The sequence below is a fragment of the Lentisphaera marina genome, assembly GCF_028745505.1.
Lineage (GTDB): Bacteria > Verrucomicrobiota > Lentisphaeria > Lentisphaerales > Lentisphaeraceae > Lentisphaera > Lentisphaera marina.
The window spans coordinates 1,020,254-1,038,998 of sequence record NZ_JAQZZL010000002.1 but is presented as its reverse complement, the minus strand read 5'-3'; the positions used below and the strand labels follow the sequence as shown (position 1 = coordinate 1,038,998).

The window sequence follows — 18,745 nt, the reverse complement described above, 5'->3', positions numbered from 1 at the left end:
GCTAAACAAGCATAAGAGTAAATAAAAAGACTAGACCGTATTTTATAGCTTTAAAGGTGATTGTATTTGTCAAATTAATATGTTAGTTTGAAATAATGAATGAAGAACAATTCCATACTCGTGAAACTCTTTTAGAGAAAATCCGCAATCGCCATGATGAAGCTTCGTGGGAAGATTTTGTGTTCTACTACCGTCAATACGTCTATATCATTTGCCGCGGAATGAATGTGAATCATCATGACTCGGAAGAAATAGTTCAAAAAGTTATGATGAAAGCATGGGATAAGCTCCCTGAATTCGAGTACGATAAAAAACGTCGCTTTCGCGGGTGGTTATGTATGGTCACTGGCAATACGGTAAAGGATTTTTTTAGGTCTTATAAACGTCGCCAAGATCGCAAAGAAAAAGCTGCCGATTATCAAGTTTGGAACCCAGAGCGAACAAGCGGTCCAGAAATCGAAGAATTTGCTGAAAAAGAATGGGAAAACTATATTAGCAACATGGCTCTCAATAATATAAAAGATAAATTCTCTGAAACAGTGATGAAATGCTTTATGGAAATCAATGAAGGAAAGACGGCAAAAGAATTTAGCGAAGAATCAGGGATGCCCTTAAATACCGTTTATGTTTACAACAAACGAGTGACTAATAAATTCCATGAAGAAATACGTCGTCTCTACTACGAACTCAGTTAATGAACGAAGAAAATCAAGATCTCTATAAGAATTTTAAGCCTTTAGGGAATCACTTTCAGGCCGCCTTTGAAGAAAAATCGTCGAAGGACACCCTATTCTATGATGAAATAAGTAATCTCCATGATCGCTATCAAAAAGAGAGTCTCATTGATCATGGTGGCATGAAACAAGTGTCCAGCTACTCTGATCGCTTCACCATGCGCGAAGTCGCTTTTGCTGAGCTATTAGATTCTGACAATCCCAGTAACATTGATCGCTTTATTCGCGAAGCTCGCTTAACTGCCTCTCTTCAACACCCCAGTATTATGCCGATTTATGATATGGGTTTAAATGATGATGGTGAACCTTTCTTCACTATGAAACTCTTCCAAGGCTTACGTTTGGATGAATGGCGTGAGAAAATTAATACTCGTGAAGCACAAGAAGAATCCTTTCAAGAAGCACTCCAAATCTTTGTTAAAGTGTGTCAAGCTATTTCCTATGCACATGCAAATGGTGTGATTCACCTAGACTTAAAGCCTGAAAACATTGGTGTGGGTGCCTATGGTGAAGTTCTTGTTTTTGATTGGGGCATAGCCAAAATCATTGACGATTTCGAAGATTTACCGACAGCAAGTTTACTCGATCCACAAGTTTATAATGATGCGACTCTAAATGGCGTCGTCAAGGGTTCACCTGGTTATTTGGCGCCTGAGCAAATTGATTCTAAATTCGGCACAAAAGATGAACGCACCGACGTTTATGCCTTGGGAGGCATTCTCTATTATATCCTTTCTGGATTGAAACCCATTAAATCCAATGACGATTTAATGGAATCATTAAACAAAACGATTAATGGTGAAATAATTTCGCCTTCGAAAAGAGTCGATTTCTCTATTCCCGAAAGTTTAGATGCCGTCGCGATGAAAGCTTTATCTCTTAAGCAAGAAGATCGTTACGAGAGTGTAGATGACTTATTAAGCGAAGTCAACTTATGGCTAAATGGCTTTGCTACACATGCGGAGAACGCGAGCTTTTCTCGTTCTCTAATGCTACTCATGAAAAGGCACAAAGATGTGACCTTCATCCTCAGTCTAATGACAATTATTGTTATTTACGGTATTTCCCAAATTATTATTAGCGAACGTAGAGCTGTAAAAAATGAGCAAGAAGCAATTGCGGCTCTTGAACTCTATAAAAACGAAAAAGAACAAACGAAACAACTGGGTAAAGAAGTTGCGCCCTATATGGTCAATGACCTTCTTAAGGAACTCTCTGAGAGTAGTACCTATGACTTTGATAAAGCTTTGCGAATAGCGCAAACAACTGTAGCTAGAGACCCTGATTTCCACGAAGCGCGTCTCGTTCTAGGGAGAACTTATTTCATACGCCAAGAATTCAAACTTGCGGCTGAAGAACTTAGTTTATTACCCCCAAGCTTACGCCAAAATACTAAGTTGTATGAACTTGCTAAAAAGTATTCCCGTTCAAAAAACGATGAAGATTTACTCGAAACTAAAGAGCTTTTAAATTTGATGAATGAGCTCAAACACATGCAAATGTCCTTCTTGATGGCGGGTTTTGCTGAACAGAAAGCTACTTCGGTAAAAGATAAAATAAGTATTGCCGAATACATGTTAAAGGTCACCAATAAATTGGCTGCTCCCAATATGAATTTGAAGATCAAGGTCTTGAATGATGATGTCTTAGATATTGATTTAAGTGACAACTTAAAGCTCAGTTCACTGTCTGGAATAAGGAATTTAAAAGTCAAAAAATTAAACATTTCCAATACCAGCATAAAAATAACTTTAGATTTAAGCCGCATGCCACTAGAGACATTAATAATAAAAAACTCCAAAGTCCCCGAGCTTCAAAGCTTAACTAAACTCAAGGGCCTTAAGAACTTAATCATTTCTAAAAAGGATTATTCCGATTTATCTAAACGTAACAAAATTAATGGTGTCAACATTATCAGAGAATAATTCTTAGCTCTAGCTGTCAAAAAAAACTATTTATCAGCGTAGTTTATTATAAATAAGGACAACTTTCATAACCTTTATGCTAAAGGTCTAAAATTAACTAAGAAGAAGCTGAGAAGTTTAAAAAATGAATAAGTACCAATGCCCACACTGTGCTGCTCCCTTTGAGGATGAATTAGATCTATCTGGAAGAAAAGTGCAATGTTATAAGTGTGGGGAAAAGTTCATTATATCTGCACCTTTAAAAAAGGCTGACACAAAATCGACTGACTCGGAAAGGCTTATAACGAGTCCTGAAAAACAAGAAACAATCACTCGCCAAGGAGGCCATAAAATCAAAATCATTTGCCTTCTCATTTTTTTTGCGATTTCCGCAACAAGCCTATTCATCTTTAAATATAAGAATGAAGTGACGGTAACTATAAATGATACTCAATCAAAAAGTTTGAGCACCAACAAAATGGATCCCGTCTTATACAAACAACTTATTGACACTTATAAGTTTTATGATTACATACGTTCAGACTCAGGTTTTTATCTCGATTCATATAACCGCAAATCTGGTCTTGAAGATAAACGTATTTCCTCTGCGAGTACGGGCATTGGTTTAGCTTCTTTAGCTATTGCTCATGAATTAAACATTGACTCACAGGCTGAAGAAAAGGTCATCAAAACCCTGAAAGCCTGCTTAAATAAATCTCCAAATATAAAGTTGGAACGAAATCTTAACGGCCTCTATCGTCATTGGTTTGATAAAGACACAGGTCAAACAATGTGGAATTCCGAGTTTTCTACAATTGATACCGCTCTCTTGGTTGCTGGTGCGACAATTTGCCGAAACACATTTACTGACAATCAGGTGATTCAACAACTCAGCCAGGAATTATGGTCTAGCATTAACTGGGAAAGTACTAGAATTGACCCTTATACTTTTTCTCTTACTCAATCAACTAATGGTAGAAACTCTGGTAAGACAAAAATATTTAATGAGTACCTACTCCTATCTGACTACGTTTCTTATGCTAATCAGGAACCTTACTTGAAAATCAATCCACAATGGACTAGGTCTAGTTACGGAAATAATGCTGTTTTGAGTGATCGCAAACATGCAAAACTTCCATTATTCACCTTTCAATTTCCTCTCTATTTGAGCCCCTACCGAATATCATCTGACATCTTTATTAAAGAAAGTCTTAAAGCAGCTGAAGTCGACCGTGATTGGTGGCAAAAACAATCTAAACAAAATGGTATATGGGGAAGTAGTGCTGGTACCGGATTAAAGGGCTACTCCGTTAATGCTACAGAAGAGAATCATGATATGATTGCACACCTACCCGCCATGTATGGCTTTGCTCCTTTTGATAAAGAAATGGCAGAAGAAGCCCTTATGTCGAGTAAACTGTATCCATCAGCGATTTTTAAATTAAATGAGATGCATATTCCTTGGCGCATAAGTTTTGAGGATAGAGCTTGGCAACCTCGAGCCGTCCAAGGCATTGATTTATCTCCTCTCCTCTTTGGCTTAGCCTCCATGCATCCCGAATTGGGCTTAGACTTTTTTAGACAAAAAACGAAGTTAAACTACAAATAAATTATATTAATTGTCAAGCAGACCTTTTACTTATCGTATTACTTTTAGAGATTCAATAATAAAAGGAACTATAATGAAAAAACTTCTAACACTTTGTGGACTAATCTTGTCTAACTTTATTAGTGCTCAAGATAAACCTAATATCCTCTTTATCTTTTCAGATGATCACTCAACTAATGCGATTGGTGCATATGGTTCCAAAATAAACACGACTCCTAATATTGATCGTATAGCAGATGAAGGTGCAGTTTTTGAAAAGAGCTTTTGTACAAACTCTATCTGTCAACCAAGTCGTGCATCCATCCTTTCTGGTGTTCATAGTCATATTAATGGCGTCACTTATAATGGTGCTCATTGGAATGGCAATCAAACCGTTTTTCCACGCGAGCTTAAAAAAGCTGGCTATCAAACCGCTTTAATTGGTAAGTGGCATATACATCCTAATCCTACTAATGAATTCGACTACTGGAAAGTATTGGTAGGTTCTGGTGGTCAAGGTGATTTTTACAATCCGGATTTCATGTCTATCGACAAGGGTCATGAAAAAATCATGGGTTACTCAACTGACGTTGTGACTGATGAATCCATTAAATGGCTTAATCAACGTGACCAAAACAAACCATTTTTAATGATGGTTCAATTTAAATCTCCTCATGTCCCACGTATTCCCCATCCACGATACATGAAAATGTACACTGAGGATGTGGCTGAACCTGAAACTCTTTATGATAATTATCAAAATCGCCTCAAAGGTGCCTCTACTGCTTGGATGGAGATCAATGGTCAAAATGAAGAAGTTCTTGCTTATTTTCCACCGAAAAATGCCACTGAACCCGTCAATAAGAAACAGCAAAAGCACCTCGATCGTATGACTCCTGAACAGCGCAAAGCTTTGTTAGATGCAATGGATGCGCAAAATAGTGAATACTATGAGTACAAAAAGTCAGGTGCTTTTAACGATCCCATCAAAGCACGTAAACTTAAATATCAATTCTTTATTAAAAACTATCTACGTTGCGTTCAGGCAATCGATGATAATGTGGGGCGCTTACTAACTTGGTTAGAAGACAATAATCTCGATGAAAACACTATCGTAATTTACAGTTCAGATCAAAGCTATTTCATTGGTGAGCATGGTTGGGCTGAAAAACGCTGGATGTATGAAGAAGCACTAAAAATGCCTTTCGTAATTCGCTGGCCCGGGAAAATTAAGCCACATAGTAAACCCCAGGCAATGATTCAAAATATTGATTATGCCCCAACTTTCCTCGATGCAGCTGGTGCTGATATCCCAGAGCGTTTTCAAGGAAAATCTTTACTCCCAATTTTTTCAGGTGAGAAAAAAGAAGTTCGCGATGCAATTTATTACCATTACTATCATCACGGAGCCCATAATGTCCCTCGCCATGAAGGTATTCGCACCGAACGCTATAAACTCATCAATTTCTATACTAATAAAGAATTTGAACTCTACGATCTAAAGAATGATCCAAATGAAGTTAATAGTGTCGCAAACAACCCTGAATATGTAGAAATCAAAAAGAAATTACTCAAACAGCTTAAAGCTCAACGCAAAGAGTTTGATGTTCCAGAGTCCACCTTTACTGCTCCATGGGTATACGGTAAATAATTCTTTTTAAGCACTGATTAACATTCAAAGGGTTCCAAGTTCAGCTTGGAACCCTTTTCTCATTCCACTATAAAATCTTCTTCTTACTACTGGTCAAAAAAATAATGAACTGTATAAAAAATGACATGAGTAATACATGGTAAGTAAGAAATCAACTGTAGTATTCTTGTTTAAGAATGATCATTTTAAATCTGTTAAATAAAAGATGAATCCCTATTATACTCTAGTCTTAAAGCTTTTATGCACATAGCTTAAGCCATAATAAAGAGAAGGAGTTTTCTTATGAGATTCATATACCTTTCAATTATTGCTAGTATCTACTTTGTGGCAACTTCCTGCGGTTGCCATTGCTCAACTTCCAGTAGCAAGTATTACAAAGACAAGGAACAACGCGAAAGACGCGCTGAACGTAAAGCCAATGCTCTAGAGCGTCAGAGACTTATTCAAGAATACACTCCTGAACATCGCTCTCCTTCTCCAGAATATTTACAGAAATATAATGATGCTAAAACCATTCACCACAATCGAAAAATGGATGACTTAAAACGACAAATGAAAGCAGAACAAGAGAATGATCTTTATTCTGGTCCATAAAGGCTTACTTGATCAATGTAAAACTAAAAAACCCTGAGTTGTACACTCAAGGCTTTTTTAATAAATTGTGGGATAGATTAACCGGGATAATTAATTAAATAGTGTGAATAAACAGCGGCTACATAACCGATTAAAATTACCCATGAATATTTTAGGTGAGCCATGAAAGTGTATTCTCCACGAGCTACTCCCATAAGTCCAACACCTGCGGCAGAACCCAAAGCTAAGACGGAGCCACCTACACCTGCCGTTAAGGTAATCATTAACCATTGGTAGTGGCTCATGGTGGGATCCATTTTTAAGACACCAAACATCATTGGGATATTATCAATAACCGCAGATAAGAGGCCTGCAATTACATTCGCCATGGTTTTATCTTCCGCTGCATACATAACTGATGCTAATTTGTCGATATAACCAATATAGGCTAAACCACCAATACAAAAGATTACTCCGAAGAAAAAGAATAAGGTATCAAACTCTGTTTTCTCAATGTATTTAAATACATTGATCTCTGGTTGACCATTATGTTTTTCACGATTTCTAACAATTTGTGTGTAGTTATAAATAAGAAGAAATGACATTCCTGTCATCATACCCAAAAATGGAGGCATGTGAAAAAGGTTATGCAAAGTTACTGATAAAGCTACGGTTACGAGAAAAAGTAAACTTACAGTTTTAGCACCATAGTAAACTTTGACTTCTTCTTTGAGTGGGTGTGGTTTTTCGTTCGGAACAAAGAAGTAAAGAATGGCTGCTGGTATAATGAAATTAACGACTGCAGGGAAAAACAAAGCAAAAAACTCAAAGAAAGTCACTTTCCCAGCCTGCCATACCATAAGCGTGGTAATATCGCCAAATGGTGAAAAGGCACCACCAGAGTTGGAAGCTACGACGATATTCACAAATGCAGGGATTAAGAATTTTTTATTACCGTCGGCCATACGTGATACAACTGTGCCCATGATTAAAGCTGTTGTTAGGTTATCTGCTATTGGTGAAAGGAAGAAAGAGATGATACCCGTAATCCAAAAAAGTTGACGGAAGCTATAGCCCTTTCCAACTAAGTAGGCTCGTAAGACTCGAAACACACCACGTTCTTCCATCGTTAAAATAAATGTCATAGCTACAAATAGAAAAAAGAACAGTTCCGCAAACTCTATAAGTAGATGCTTGATTTCTAAGTTATAATGATGAAAAGCTTCTTCACGTTCAGTTTTTATGACTTCTTCACCATGGCCATCTACATTGACTTCATCTAAGTTTTTTGACTCTTCATCTATTACGGAAGGAGCTGACTGACTTTGTTCTGTATTATTTGAGTCGATGAGTTGAACATGTTCGACTGCTTCTTTTTTAATGGGAGTATCATCAGTTTTAGTGTAGATAATCATTCCGACGATAATCCAAATTAAACCAGCAGCTAACATTACTGGCTTGGATTTTTTCATGTGAAGCATTTCTTCAAAAATCACACATGCATAGGATAGCACAAAAACGGCTAGTGCTAAATAGCCTAATGGGTGGTCTGTCGCATTAAGTCCCGAAGAACTCGCCAGCAAGAATGAGTCTATCATTTTTATACCTTAATAATTAATATATTTTCGTGGACTATAAAGCCATATATTTATGCGTCTTGCTTAAAAGTTTTTTTTTTACAATATTTTTGGAATACCCTACTTTTCATAGTTTTAAAGATTATGACAATCTTGTAAAAAAGCTCAAAAAATCAACATTTTTCATACATCAACACAGGGGACTACTAAGTTGGTATAAATCCTAACTGTGTTTCTTTTTTATATACAAAAATCCAATTATATAATTGTTAAAACTTTTGAAAACCTTTGTTTTTCAATCAGATTTAGTGAAAAAACAATTAATATGTAACAATTTATTAGTAGCGCTGAAGTAAACAATTGTTTAGTTCTGACTCAACTAGCATTGTAAAACATGTACCTATTGATGTTGCTATCTACATAGGTATTAATTAAATAAAAATATGTTAAGTAAAATGACCTCATTCGTAGAAATCATAAATTGCGATAAATCTGTCCAACAGGTTAATTGCCTTCCAATCACTCCTATCGGGAGAGATTCTACAAATGTCGTACAATTAACTGACCCTCTTTGCTCTAGGAACCATGCAGTAATCAATTATGTTGGTAAAGGTAATTACTACCTCATCGACATGGGAAGCCGAAATGGTGTCTATCTTAATAATCAAAGAGTAATCAGTCCAATACTACTTTCGGATCAAGATAAATTGATCATTGGTAATACTCAAATGGTTTTTCATAAACACCCTAATGCACCTAGTAGTGATATGGAAACTTATGACCATGGTGATGTTCCAGTAAGTGCAGAAATTCGCTCTGTGATTATATTGGTTGCAGATATACGTAATTTCACTAACATGTCAGAAAATCTGCCTATAGAAAGCCTAACTAAAGCCATGACCTACTGGTTTAAAGCGACAAGAAATATTATTGAGAGAAATTTTGGCGTAGTAGATAAATTCATTGGTGATTGCGTTCTTGCTAAGTGGGAATTAAAACACCCTGACCCTGCCGCAGTGCCTTTGATTTTAGATGCCGCATATGACATCCATCAACTGACTAAAACTCTACCAAAAATACACCCGGAAATCCCCAAAGATATAGACATTGGTTGTGGTATTAATATGGGTTCTGTTGCCATGAGTGAAAATACTATTTTAGGTGATGTCGTTAATACAGCTTTTCGTTTAGAGGAAGCCTCAAAAACTTTACATGGAAATATTGTTATGAATCATTCCTTTTCGTCTCTTTGTAATTCTGAGGCTTTTAAGAATGAATATAAAATTGCTGTTAAAGGTAAAACTCGTCGCTTAATGGTTTCTTCTATGTCTTTTGATGAGCTGCAAGTTTGGCTAAAGAAAAACCCCAACCCATTCCGACCTGTAAGCAAGTAGTTCGTATATTAGATAATATACGCAAGCCCTTAATGGTTTTTACTTATTAGAATGAACCAAAGTGATTAGATATATTTATGTAATATTTTTTTCATTTTTTCATAATTGTAATCTTTTTTTTATTTTTTACATTAAATAAAATAACTAAATTGTAAAACAACTGAAAGATTAAGCACCAAATCATAGACCTTGATAATAACATAAACACATTATAAAAAACATTTTATGACTATAAAATAAAATGTATAAAGATATTTTTAAGAAAAATAAATAGAACATTATTGTAATATCAATAATGATAGACCTATTGGATTTATAAAATTCAATCAAACCTTTATATAAAAATAAGGGTTAGCCTGTCATATACAGGTAAAATCTTACTAAGGTTAACAAAACTATGAACGATAAATTATTATACGATGCCGATAAATATCACGATAACTGTGGTGTTGGCTTTATTACTCGTAAAGATGGTAAGCAAAGCCACGATGTTTTACTAAAAGGTCACGAAGCCCTCTGTGTTATACCACACCGTGGAGGCATGAGCGCTGAAGGCATTGGCGATGGTGCGGGTGTCAACATTGACTTATCACTGAAGTTTTTCCAAAAAGTCCTCGAGAATGACTCAGTAGAACTTGGTGAATTTGCCGTCGGTAATTTCTTTTTCCCTGAAGATAGCACACAGGATAATGTAGCTCGTGAAATAATTGAAAGCACTTTCGAAAAACTAAACGTCCTTATCCTAAAATGGCGCGAAGTACCCGTTAATAAAAAAGCATTAAATGAAGCCGCAGCCAAAGCTCAGCTCCCCATTCATCAACTTATTTTTGCTAAGCCTGAATCATGCCGTGATCAACTGGAATTTGAAAACTTGATTGATGAAGCCTTAAATGAGATTGAATCGGCTGCTTATTCAAACAAAAAACTCCATGGTTTCTACCCTATTTCACTAAGTTCAAAAACGATTGTTTACAAGGGTCGTTTAAATTCAGGCGAAGTTGTCCCTTATTTCAAAGACCTCTCTGACCTAGATATGGAAATCCGTGTTTTCTTATTCCACACTCGTTTTTCCACAAACACAGCTCCTGCAACATTTATGGCACAGCCCTTTCGTCGCATGGCGCACAATGGCGAGTTAAATACCGACAAGAAAAACCGCCTTTCAGAAGATGCTATAGCCAAGCAAAAAAACAAAAAAGTGATTTTTCCTAAAGGTCAATCTGACTCAGCTCGCCTTGATCAAACTCTTCAACGCCGCGTGATTGAAGATAAAATGGATATAGCCACTGCGGTCCTCGCAATGATGCCCCCTGCTTGGGAAAATAAACAAGACATCGATCCGCTAATTAGAGATATGTATGAGTACTTCTCTTTATACGAAGAAAAAAATGATGGCCCCGCTGCCCTACTTTTTTCTGATGGCACAAAAGTTGGTGCACGTTTAGACCGCCTTGGCTTACGCCCACTTAGATCAATTGAAACAAACGAATATGTCTGTGTCATGTCTGAAGCTGGTCAAATAGACTTTCCCCCTGAAGAAGTCATTACCCGAGGCCGTATCGAAGCTGGTGGCATGCTTTATTTTGACCATGAAACTGGCAAATCTTATACTACAGAAAGTATAGAAAAGTCACTTGCGAGTCAAGAAGATTTCAAATCTTTACTAAAAAAGAAAAAAATTGATTTAGCAGATCTAGAAGCTGGTGAAATCGATCAAACACAACCAGAACTCGACACATATGAACGTGCCGTTGCTTATGGCATGAATCAAGAGTCATTCCGCTTCCTCCTGGACCCAATGATTCAGGGTGCTGCAGAGAAAATATCGGCTATGGGTTACGGCGTCTCCCTCAACGTCCTCAACGCAGATGAAGGTGGCATGTCGCGCTATTTCTCTCAACGATTTGCTCAGGTCACCAATCCTCCACTCGACTCAATTCGTGAAAAAGATGGCATGACCCTTCGTGTATCACTTGGTGCAAAGCCTAATTTTTCAGAATCGGATTCAAAACAAATCGTTATTCAAAACCCTTTTCTGACTGTTAATGAATTGTCCGCAATTCGTTCACAAAAAGACATTGCCACGTGTACTATCAGCTGTCTTTACACTCCTTCTAAAGATCCAAAAGAAAACGAAGCTAATTTAAACGCAGCCATCACTGAGCTCTGTAATGAGGTAGAATCTGCTGCTATCGCAAAAAATGGCATCATCATCCTTTCCGACAAGGGAATATCAAAATCAAAAGCGGCAATTCCTCTTTTGCTAGCCATTGCCTCTAGCAATCAACACCTCATCGAAAAAGGTCTGCGCTTTAACTCTTCCATAATCGCCGAAACTGGACAAATCGCATCCTCTCACGATGTTGCTACAGCCTTAGGTTTTGGTGCCTCTGCAATGTGCCCTCTAACAATACATGATCGCGCACTTACACTTATGCCCAAGGAGCTTGATAAAGCTCTAGCCAATTACAAAAAAGCCATTGCAAAATCGCTCATGAAAATCATGGGGAAATTTGGCCTTTGTACGGCAGAATCTTACATTGGTGGAGAAATATTCGAGTCAAACTACCTCAATACCAATGACCCACAACTCAAAGAACGCTTTCCTAATATCACCTCGCCTGTTGGTGGTGTAGGCTTTAGTAAAATTGCCGCTTCTGCTAGTGAATGGCATTACAAAGCTTTTGGCATCAAAGATGAAAATGACATCCCACACCTTGGGCTATTTAAAGAACGCCAAGGCGGTGCAGGCCATTCATTCGGCTTAGTTGCAGTTCGTGAATATATCAACATGACTGAAGAAGAAGTACTTTATTCAATTGATGAAGAACTTGAGGATATCTTTGAACGTTTTGAACTTAAAGAATCTTTCCCTGATGCCCTTTCGCAATTAAAACAGATATACAAAAGAATCGGCAAGGACATCATGCACGAAAGCGACCTGATCGCCGCTTTATCCAGCATATTCGAGAATGCAGAACTCTCCATGCACCAAGCAGCCATGCGTTCCATTGCCAGTGTCATGGACCGTAATTTAATCCGCGACACCGAAATCGCTGATTCACAAGATTACACTTCTGACATTGATGAATTCTTGTCAGAGTCAGATCAATCAGAAGATGATCCTCTTGGTCATCTAACTTATAAAAAATACGGCGAAAGACAACGCACTCCTGAAGAAATAGATTCACACCGTATTACCCAGGCCTACCGTCAATTTGCCCGCAATGTCTATACTGAACGAAAAGTTCGTCCAGCCGCTTTACGTGACATCATGTACTTCCCTGCGGATATCAACAAAGCCAAAGATGCCAGTAAATTCAAAGCGATTTTGAATAAACAGGCACTCAAAGGTAACAACTGCTTTAAAGTAAAAGGCTTATCTAATAAAGAAATTAGTTCAAATAGTTTTGAATTGAGTATGTCACTTAGCAGCGAGGAAAGACTACAGTGGTTAAAAGAGTATTTTGATGAGCGCTTTGCTTCTAAAGCTATCACTACAATAAAAGATGCTAGTATCATTGTTGAGACAGAGAACCCAGAAATCCTTAATTACCTCAAAAACATTCGCACCGCTAGTGATTCAATTGATAAGTCACAAGTACAAAAAGCCCATAAGATCACGGCAACCTTCTCTTCAGCTGCCATGTCGCACGGTGCTCTTGTTGCTGAAGCTCATGAAGCTGTATCTCAAGGTGCTAATATTGCGGGTGCTCTATCAAACTCTGGTGAAGGTGGCGAAAAAAGAGTTCGTTACAACACAATCAAAGCAAGCTCAATTAAACAGGTTGCCTCTGGTCGCTTTGGTGTATGGGCAGGCTATTTTGCAGATCCTTACCTAGAGCAAGTTGAGATCAAAATCGCCCAAGGTGCCAAACCCGGTGAAGGAGGTCAACTCCCCTCCTTTAAAGTCACTGTGATGATTGCATCAAGTCGTGGTGGCACACCTCAAATCGAATTGGTTTCCCCTCCTCCTCATCACGACACATACTCAATTGAAGATTTAGGTCAACTCATTCACGACTGTAAAGCTTCTCGTGCCAAAGTTATTGTTAAACTTGTGTCCTCTGAAGGCATTGGTACTATTGCTGTTGGCGTCGCCAAAGCTGGTGCAGATGTAATTAACGTTGCGGGTAATACTGGTGGCACAGGTGCAGCTGCAGTAACATCCCTCAAAAACACCGGTCGTTCAGCTGAACTCGGTATTGCAGAAGTTCACCAAGCTTTAGCTCTTAATGGTTTACGTGAAAAAGTTATTTTACGCTCGTCCAACGCTCACCAAACTGGTATAGACGTTATTAAATCTGCTATACTTGGGGCTGATTCATTTGAATTCGGCACATCTGCCTTGATGATGCTTAAATGTGTCATGGCTAAAAACTGTAATATCAAATGCCCTGCTGGTATCACAACTAACCCTGAACTCTTCCAAGGTGATGCTAGAGCACTGGCACAATACTTTCTTAATGTTGCACAAGAAGTACGTGAACTATTGGCCTATCTAGGTTATAAGAGTATTGATGAGATCCGTGGAAGAACCGAGCTACTTCACTTAGTTAATCACGATAAAATCATCGGCCAACTCGATTTTACAGCACTTTTGGCAGAAGTTGACGAACTGAAAATTGAAGATCCCGTTTACCTTGAAGCTGATTTCTCTATAGATGACAAAATCCTTGGTAAAGTCGAAAAAGATTTACTCTACGGCAAAGAAAAAGAACTCCTTCTAAAGGGATCTGAGTATAAACTCAATAACCGTCATAAATCTGTTGGCGGTCAACTCTCGGTTGATATAGAAAGAATCCTCAATCACCGTTTTAAAGATAGCGACTTTGATAATGCAGAAGCTGTTATTGAAAATGATACTGGCCGCCGTTACCTAGCTCCTTCAAGCTTAACCATTCAAACAAATGGTTCCGCTGGTCAATCCTACGGTGCACTTCTCAATAATGGTATGTTATTACAACATTTCGGCACATGTAATGATGGTGTTGGTAAACTTCAGTCGGGTGGTATCATCACTGTTAAATCACCTGGTGGTGGCTCATCTTTAGCAGGCGAAAATGTTCTCATCGGTAACTTTGCTCTATTTGGCGCTACTGGTGGACGTTGCTATATTAATGGTGAAGCAGGTGACCGTTTTGCTGTTCGCAACTCTGGTGCCATGGCAGTAGTCGAAGGCGTGGGTGATTTCTTCTGTGAATACATGACTTCGGGAACCATACTAAATCTTGGTACATTTGGTAAGGGCTGGGGCAATGGTATGTCTGGCGGCAACGCTTATCAGTATGATCCAAATAACAAGCTCCCCTTATTTTACAATCAGGACTCCGTTATCATTAAAAAATGTGATGGAAGTGACAGCTCTGAGGTTCATGAAAACATTATTAAGTACCTGCTGGAAGAACAAGTTAAATTCAATCACTCTGAAATAGCTGAGTCTATCCTCGCCAATTGGGAAGTCGAAAAAAATCATTTCTACTACGCAATTCCATTGGCTTTATATGAGACTCAAACTTGGGACTGCTTGCTTAAAAATACTTCACGTAAAGAAATGCTTGAAGAGCTGGCTAGTAATTATACTCATGTTCAACTCGAACAAATCAAAGATGCTTACAAAAATGAGACTCGTCTTTTCAAAGGTAAGACTCCAGCAATTGGCGATACTGATACGGCTTTAATCTTCCGCTTAATTTCTCGTTATTCGATTTTTTGCAAAGCTTCACGCATTACTTTAGATAAAATGAATAAATTTGATTTAGCACTCAAAGACGAAACTTTGGCTAAGTACATCAAAAATATCATTTTCACTGAAGATAAAGGACTCATGGAGCTCTTGCTGAAAGTATCTCGTGATGTTCTCTCCAAATTTGATGATGAACTTTTAGCTAAAAGCTTAGCCGACAAACGCGTTTATGATTACAAAAAAGCACTCTACTTACGCGATGTTTTGGAAAATAATTCACTTGGCTCCTACGCATGGATTATTGAACAAGACCTAAAAAATCAAGAAGCGATTACGGCACGCATGACTTTCTTAAAAGATTTTGCAGCGCAAATATCTTTGGCGCTAGTAAAAGACGCCCTCAATAAAGAAACTGGACTTCCACTCATCCCAGAGAATGTTCCTTTTAGTGAAGGTCAACTAAAATGGCTCAATGGCTACTTCAATGGTCTAAGTTTTGGTGTTGCGAGTTCAGAAGACTCATCACCAAAAGGTAAAGAACTTCATATCCTCTTTGGCACTCAAACAGGAAACTCTGAATCTCTCGCCAATGATTGCGCGGCATTAGCGACAAACTTTGGTATGCTTGCTCAAGTCCACGACATGGGCAATATATCGATCGATGATTTAAAGCTTATGGAACGAGTGATTATCATCACTTCAACTTATGGCGAAGGTGAACAACCTGATAATGCCCAAGCTCTATACACTGCTATGACTGCCGCAGATGCTCCCAGTCTTGAAGGCATGTTCTTTTCTATATGTTCATTAGGCGATAGTTCTTACGACCTTTTCTGTGAAGCAGGTAAGCAATGGGACGAAGTTTTGGAGAAGCAAGGAGCTAGTCGCGCATTCAAGCGCGTCGATTGTGATGTTGACTTTGAGGATCCATTTGAAGAATGGGCTCAGGAATCTCTTCCTGCCTTATCTGCTCTAGGCGATCAATCCGCTGGTGACCTCGTAGGTAATGCTAACACTAGCGTTAAAAAAGACGATAATGCCTTTGGTAAGAAAAAACCTTTCCCTGCTAAACTCATTAGAAAAGTTGTTTTAACTTCTGATGATTCCAGTAAAGAAGTAGTTCACTATGAAATTAGTCTCGATGGATCTGACTATGACTATAAAGCTGGTGATGCATTAAATGTAATTCCTGTTAATGAGGCGTCTCTAGTAGATGACATCATTGAAGTTCTTGCAGAAGATGCCGAAACTCTTGTTGATCTTGGTAAAGATGGTGAAATGAGCTTCCGTGAAGCTCTTCTTAATCATTTCGAAATCAAGACTCCTACAAAGGACCTCATTAAGCAAGTGGCTCAAAACTCTCAAGACAGTGATTTACTCAATATCATTGAAGATAAAGAAGCTTTAAGTAACTTCCTGTGGGGTCGTGACCTTATCGACTTCCTCGCTCACTACAAACACGGACTTAATGCTCAGAGTTTGATCTCTCTACTTAAAAAACTTCAGGCTCGCGCTTACTCAATTTCATCTAGTCCGAAAAAGCACCCTGGTGAAGTTCATTTAACCGTCGGAAGTGTCCGTTATACTAGTCACGGCCGTACTCGTCATGGCGTGGCATCCACATTCCTAGCCGATCGTGTAAAAGTAAACGAAACAGACATTCTTTGCTATATGCACGCAAACAAAGCTTTTGCTGTGCCTGAAGATGATAACTTACCTATGATAATGGTAGGCCCTGGTACTGGCATAGCTCCTTTCCGTGCTTTCTTAGAAGAGCGTGAAATGCGACAAGCAAGTGGTAAAAACTGGCTTTTCTTTGGTGATAGAAATGAAGCAAATGATTTCTTCTATAAAGATCAACTTAAGGAATTAAAAGAGAAAAATTACCTTGAAAAGTTATCTCTTGCTTTCTCTCGTGACCAAGAAGAAAAAATCTACGTTCAAGATCGCATGCGTGAAAATGGTGCAGAGCTCTTCCAATGGCTTGAAGACGGCGGTTATTTCTTTGTTTGTGGCGACGCCTATCGCATGGCTAAAGATGTAGACAAGGCACTTCATGAAATCATTTCTGAACATGGTAAAATGGATTCAGCAAGCGCTGTAGCTTATGTTGATAAAATGAAGTCCGACAAACGTTACGTTAGAGACGTTTACTAACTTACTTAATTATCCATAGAAAGGCTTTTGCGGATTCTGCAAAGGTCTTTCTATTGTGATTAATTGGGATATAAATCTCATATGTAAAGATATCACTTGGATATCTTCTTTTTATATACTTATTTTTCTAAAAGATGATTTAGGAAAATATGAAAAAGTCTATTCTACCAAGTAAAATATTTTTTCTCAGTACTTTGATATGGTTTTTCGCCTCCGCTTTATCTCAAGACAAGCAGCGAAGTCTATATTTAATTATAGCTTTAGTACACCTTTTGTTATGGATACTATTCACTTGGTATAACTTACGGCACAAAGATTAATCAAGTAACTCGGCCGCTAGCTTGGCGGCACCTTTAATCACCGCATCATCACCTAGTTCAGCAGCTAAGACTTTTACTTCTTCACCATTAATACCCATCGCTTTGTCACGCATCTCTTGACTTGAAATCCTTAGGAATGGTTCGGGAAGTGCTTCAATTAAGCCACCTCCAAGTATAATTGACTCTGGATTAAAGGTATTCGCTAAATTTGCCATAGCGACACCCAAGTAACGCGCGGAGTAATCAACTATTGCTTGTACATCTTCATCACCAGAATTATAACTACGGGCAATTAAGCCACTTTTTACTTTTTTAAGATTACCTTTAGCTTCAGCTATCACCATGGGGATACGTCCCCTAAGAGCAAAGGATAATATTTGTTGAGATAAGGCGGTCCTACTTGATATAGCCTCTATACACCCTCGCTGACCACACCCACAGAGAGGGCCATCTGGTTGTACCATTATGTGCCCAAACTCACCTGCTCCACCACGACTACCTCTGAAGAGTTTACCATCGATAACTATCGCTCCACCAATACCGGTCCCTGGAGATAGTGCCAAAACATTTTTCATGCCTTTAGCTGCGCCAAAATGAAGCTCACCATAAAGTCCCGCATTAACGTCATTTTCGATATGAACTGGAACATTAAAATCTTTGGATAATTTCTTTTGTAAAGGAAAATTCTTGAAGCCCAGGTTTGGCGTGTCGTAAACTAAACCTGTTTTAGGTTCTACTAGCCCTGGTGCACAACCACCTATAGCAGCTAAATCTGATGTATTTATACCCGCTTCATCACAGGCATCATTGATAACTGCACAAATAACTTTATAGACTGATTTCACGCCTAAATCTGCATTAGCTTTCATTTTCACACGAGAAAGAACGTTAAAGTCACTATCTAGAACTGCCGCAAGGACTTTCGTACCACCTAAGTCAAAACCTAAAATTTTCTTCATTCACTTCACCTAAAAATTAAACTTTGATCTATTTTAAATTATTTTCTCATATTCCACCAGTCTCAAAAATAATAAATAGTCCGCTAAAAGTGAATAATCATGATAAATTCAAGATTTATCAGAGCTTATTTGATAAATTTTTTATTAAGTTTTTTTTTTTTACACAGAGATTAATTTTGCTAATAAATTTTTAATATTTAAA

Annotated in this window: 9 protein-coding genes; 7 read left to right on the top strand and 2 right to left on the bottom strand. The window is 38.1% G+C overall.

Annotation, left to right across the window (positions count from 1 at the left end):
* The first annotated feature begins 95 nt into the window (after positions 1-95).
* From PQO01_RS15195 to PQO01_RS15175, 5 genes are all read left to right on the top strand, one after another.
* Positions 96-695, top strand: coding sequence for an RNA polymerase sigma factor (locus tag PQO01_RS15195; RefSeq protein WP_274314937.1), 600 nt, complete (start codon positions 96-98; stop codon positions 693-695).
* The gene (locus tag PQO01_RS15190; protein ID WP_274314936.1) at positions 695-2,659 is read left to right on the top strand and encodes a protein kinase domain-containing protein; all 1,965 of its coding nucleotides are present in this window, start codon (positions 695-697) and stop codon (positions 2,657-2,659) included. Before PQO01_RS15195 ends, PQO01_RS15190 begins: the two co-directional genes overlap by 1 nt.
* Before the next feature lie 124 nt (positions 2,660-2,783).
* Entirely contained in the window at positions 2,784-4,247 is a 1,464-nt protein-coding gene (locus tag PQO01_RS15185; RefSeq protein WP_274314935.1) for a hypothetical protein, read from the top strand.
* 73 nt (positions 4,248-4,320) lie between these two features.
* Positions 4,321-5,877, top strand: a complete 1,557-nt coding sequence (locus PQO01_RS15180; protein WP_274314934.1) for a sulfatase family protein — start codon at positions 4,321-4,323, stop codon at positions 5,875-5,877.
* A gap of 282 nt (positions 5,878-6,159) precedes the next feature.
* Positions 6,160-6,471, top strand: coding sequence for a hypothetical protein (locus PQO01_RS15175; RefSeq protein ID WP_274314933.1), 312 nt, complete (start codon positions 6,160-6,162; stop codon positions 6,469-6,471).
* Between the two features lie 77 nt (positions 6,472-6,548).
* Here the strand turns inward: PQO01_RS15175 and nhaD are convergent, their stop codons facing one another.
* Positions 6,549-8,048: a sodium:proton antiporter NhaD gene (gene nhaD, locus PQO01_RS15170; protein WP_274314932.1), complete on the bottom strand. Its 1,500-nt coding sequence runs from the start codon at positions 8,046-8,048 to the stop codon at positions 6,549-6,551.
* 434 nt (positions 8,049-8,482) lie between these two features.
* On the opposite strand from nhaD, the gene PQO01_RS15165 reads away from it, so the two are divergent.
* Both PQO01_RS15165 and PQO01_RS15160 read left to right on the top strand, forming a co-directional pair.
* Positions 8,483-9,421, top strand: a complete 939-nt coding sequence (locus PQO01_RS15165; RefSeq protein ID WP_274314931.1) for an adenylate/guanylate cyclase domain-containing protein — start codon at positions 8,483-8,485, stop codon at positions 9,419-9,421.
* 397 nt (positions 9,422-9,818) lie between these two features.
* Complete coding sequence (locus PQO01_RS15160) at positions 9,819-17,264, top strand: glutamate synthase-related protein (protein ID WP_274314930.1); 7,446 nt, start codon at positions 9,819-9,821, stop codon at positions 17,262-17,264.
* 316 nt (positions 17,265-17,580) lie between these two features.
* On the opposite strand, the gene PQO01_RS15155 is transcribed toward PQO01_RS15160, so the two are convergent.
* The gene (locus PQO01_RS15155) at positions 17,581-18,543 is read right to left on the bottom strand and encodes an ROK family protein (RefSeq protein ID WP_274314929.1); all 963 of its coding nucleotides are present in this window, start codon (positions 18,541-18,543) and stop codon (positions 17,581-17,583) included.
* Positions 18,544-18,745 lie beyond the last annotated feature (202 nt).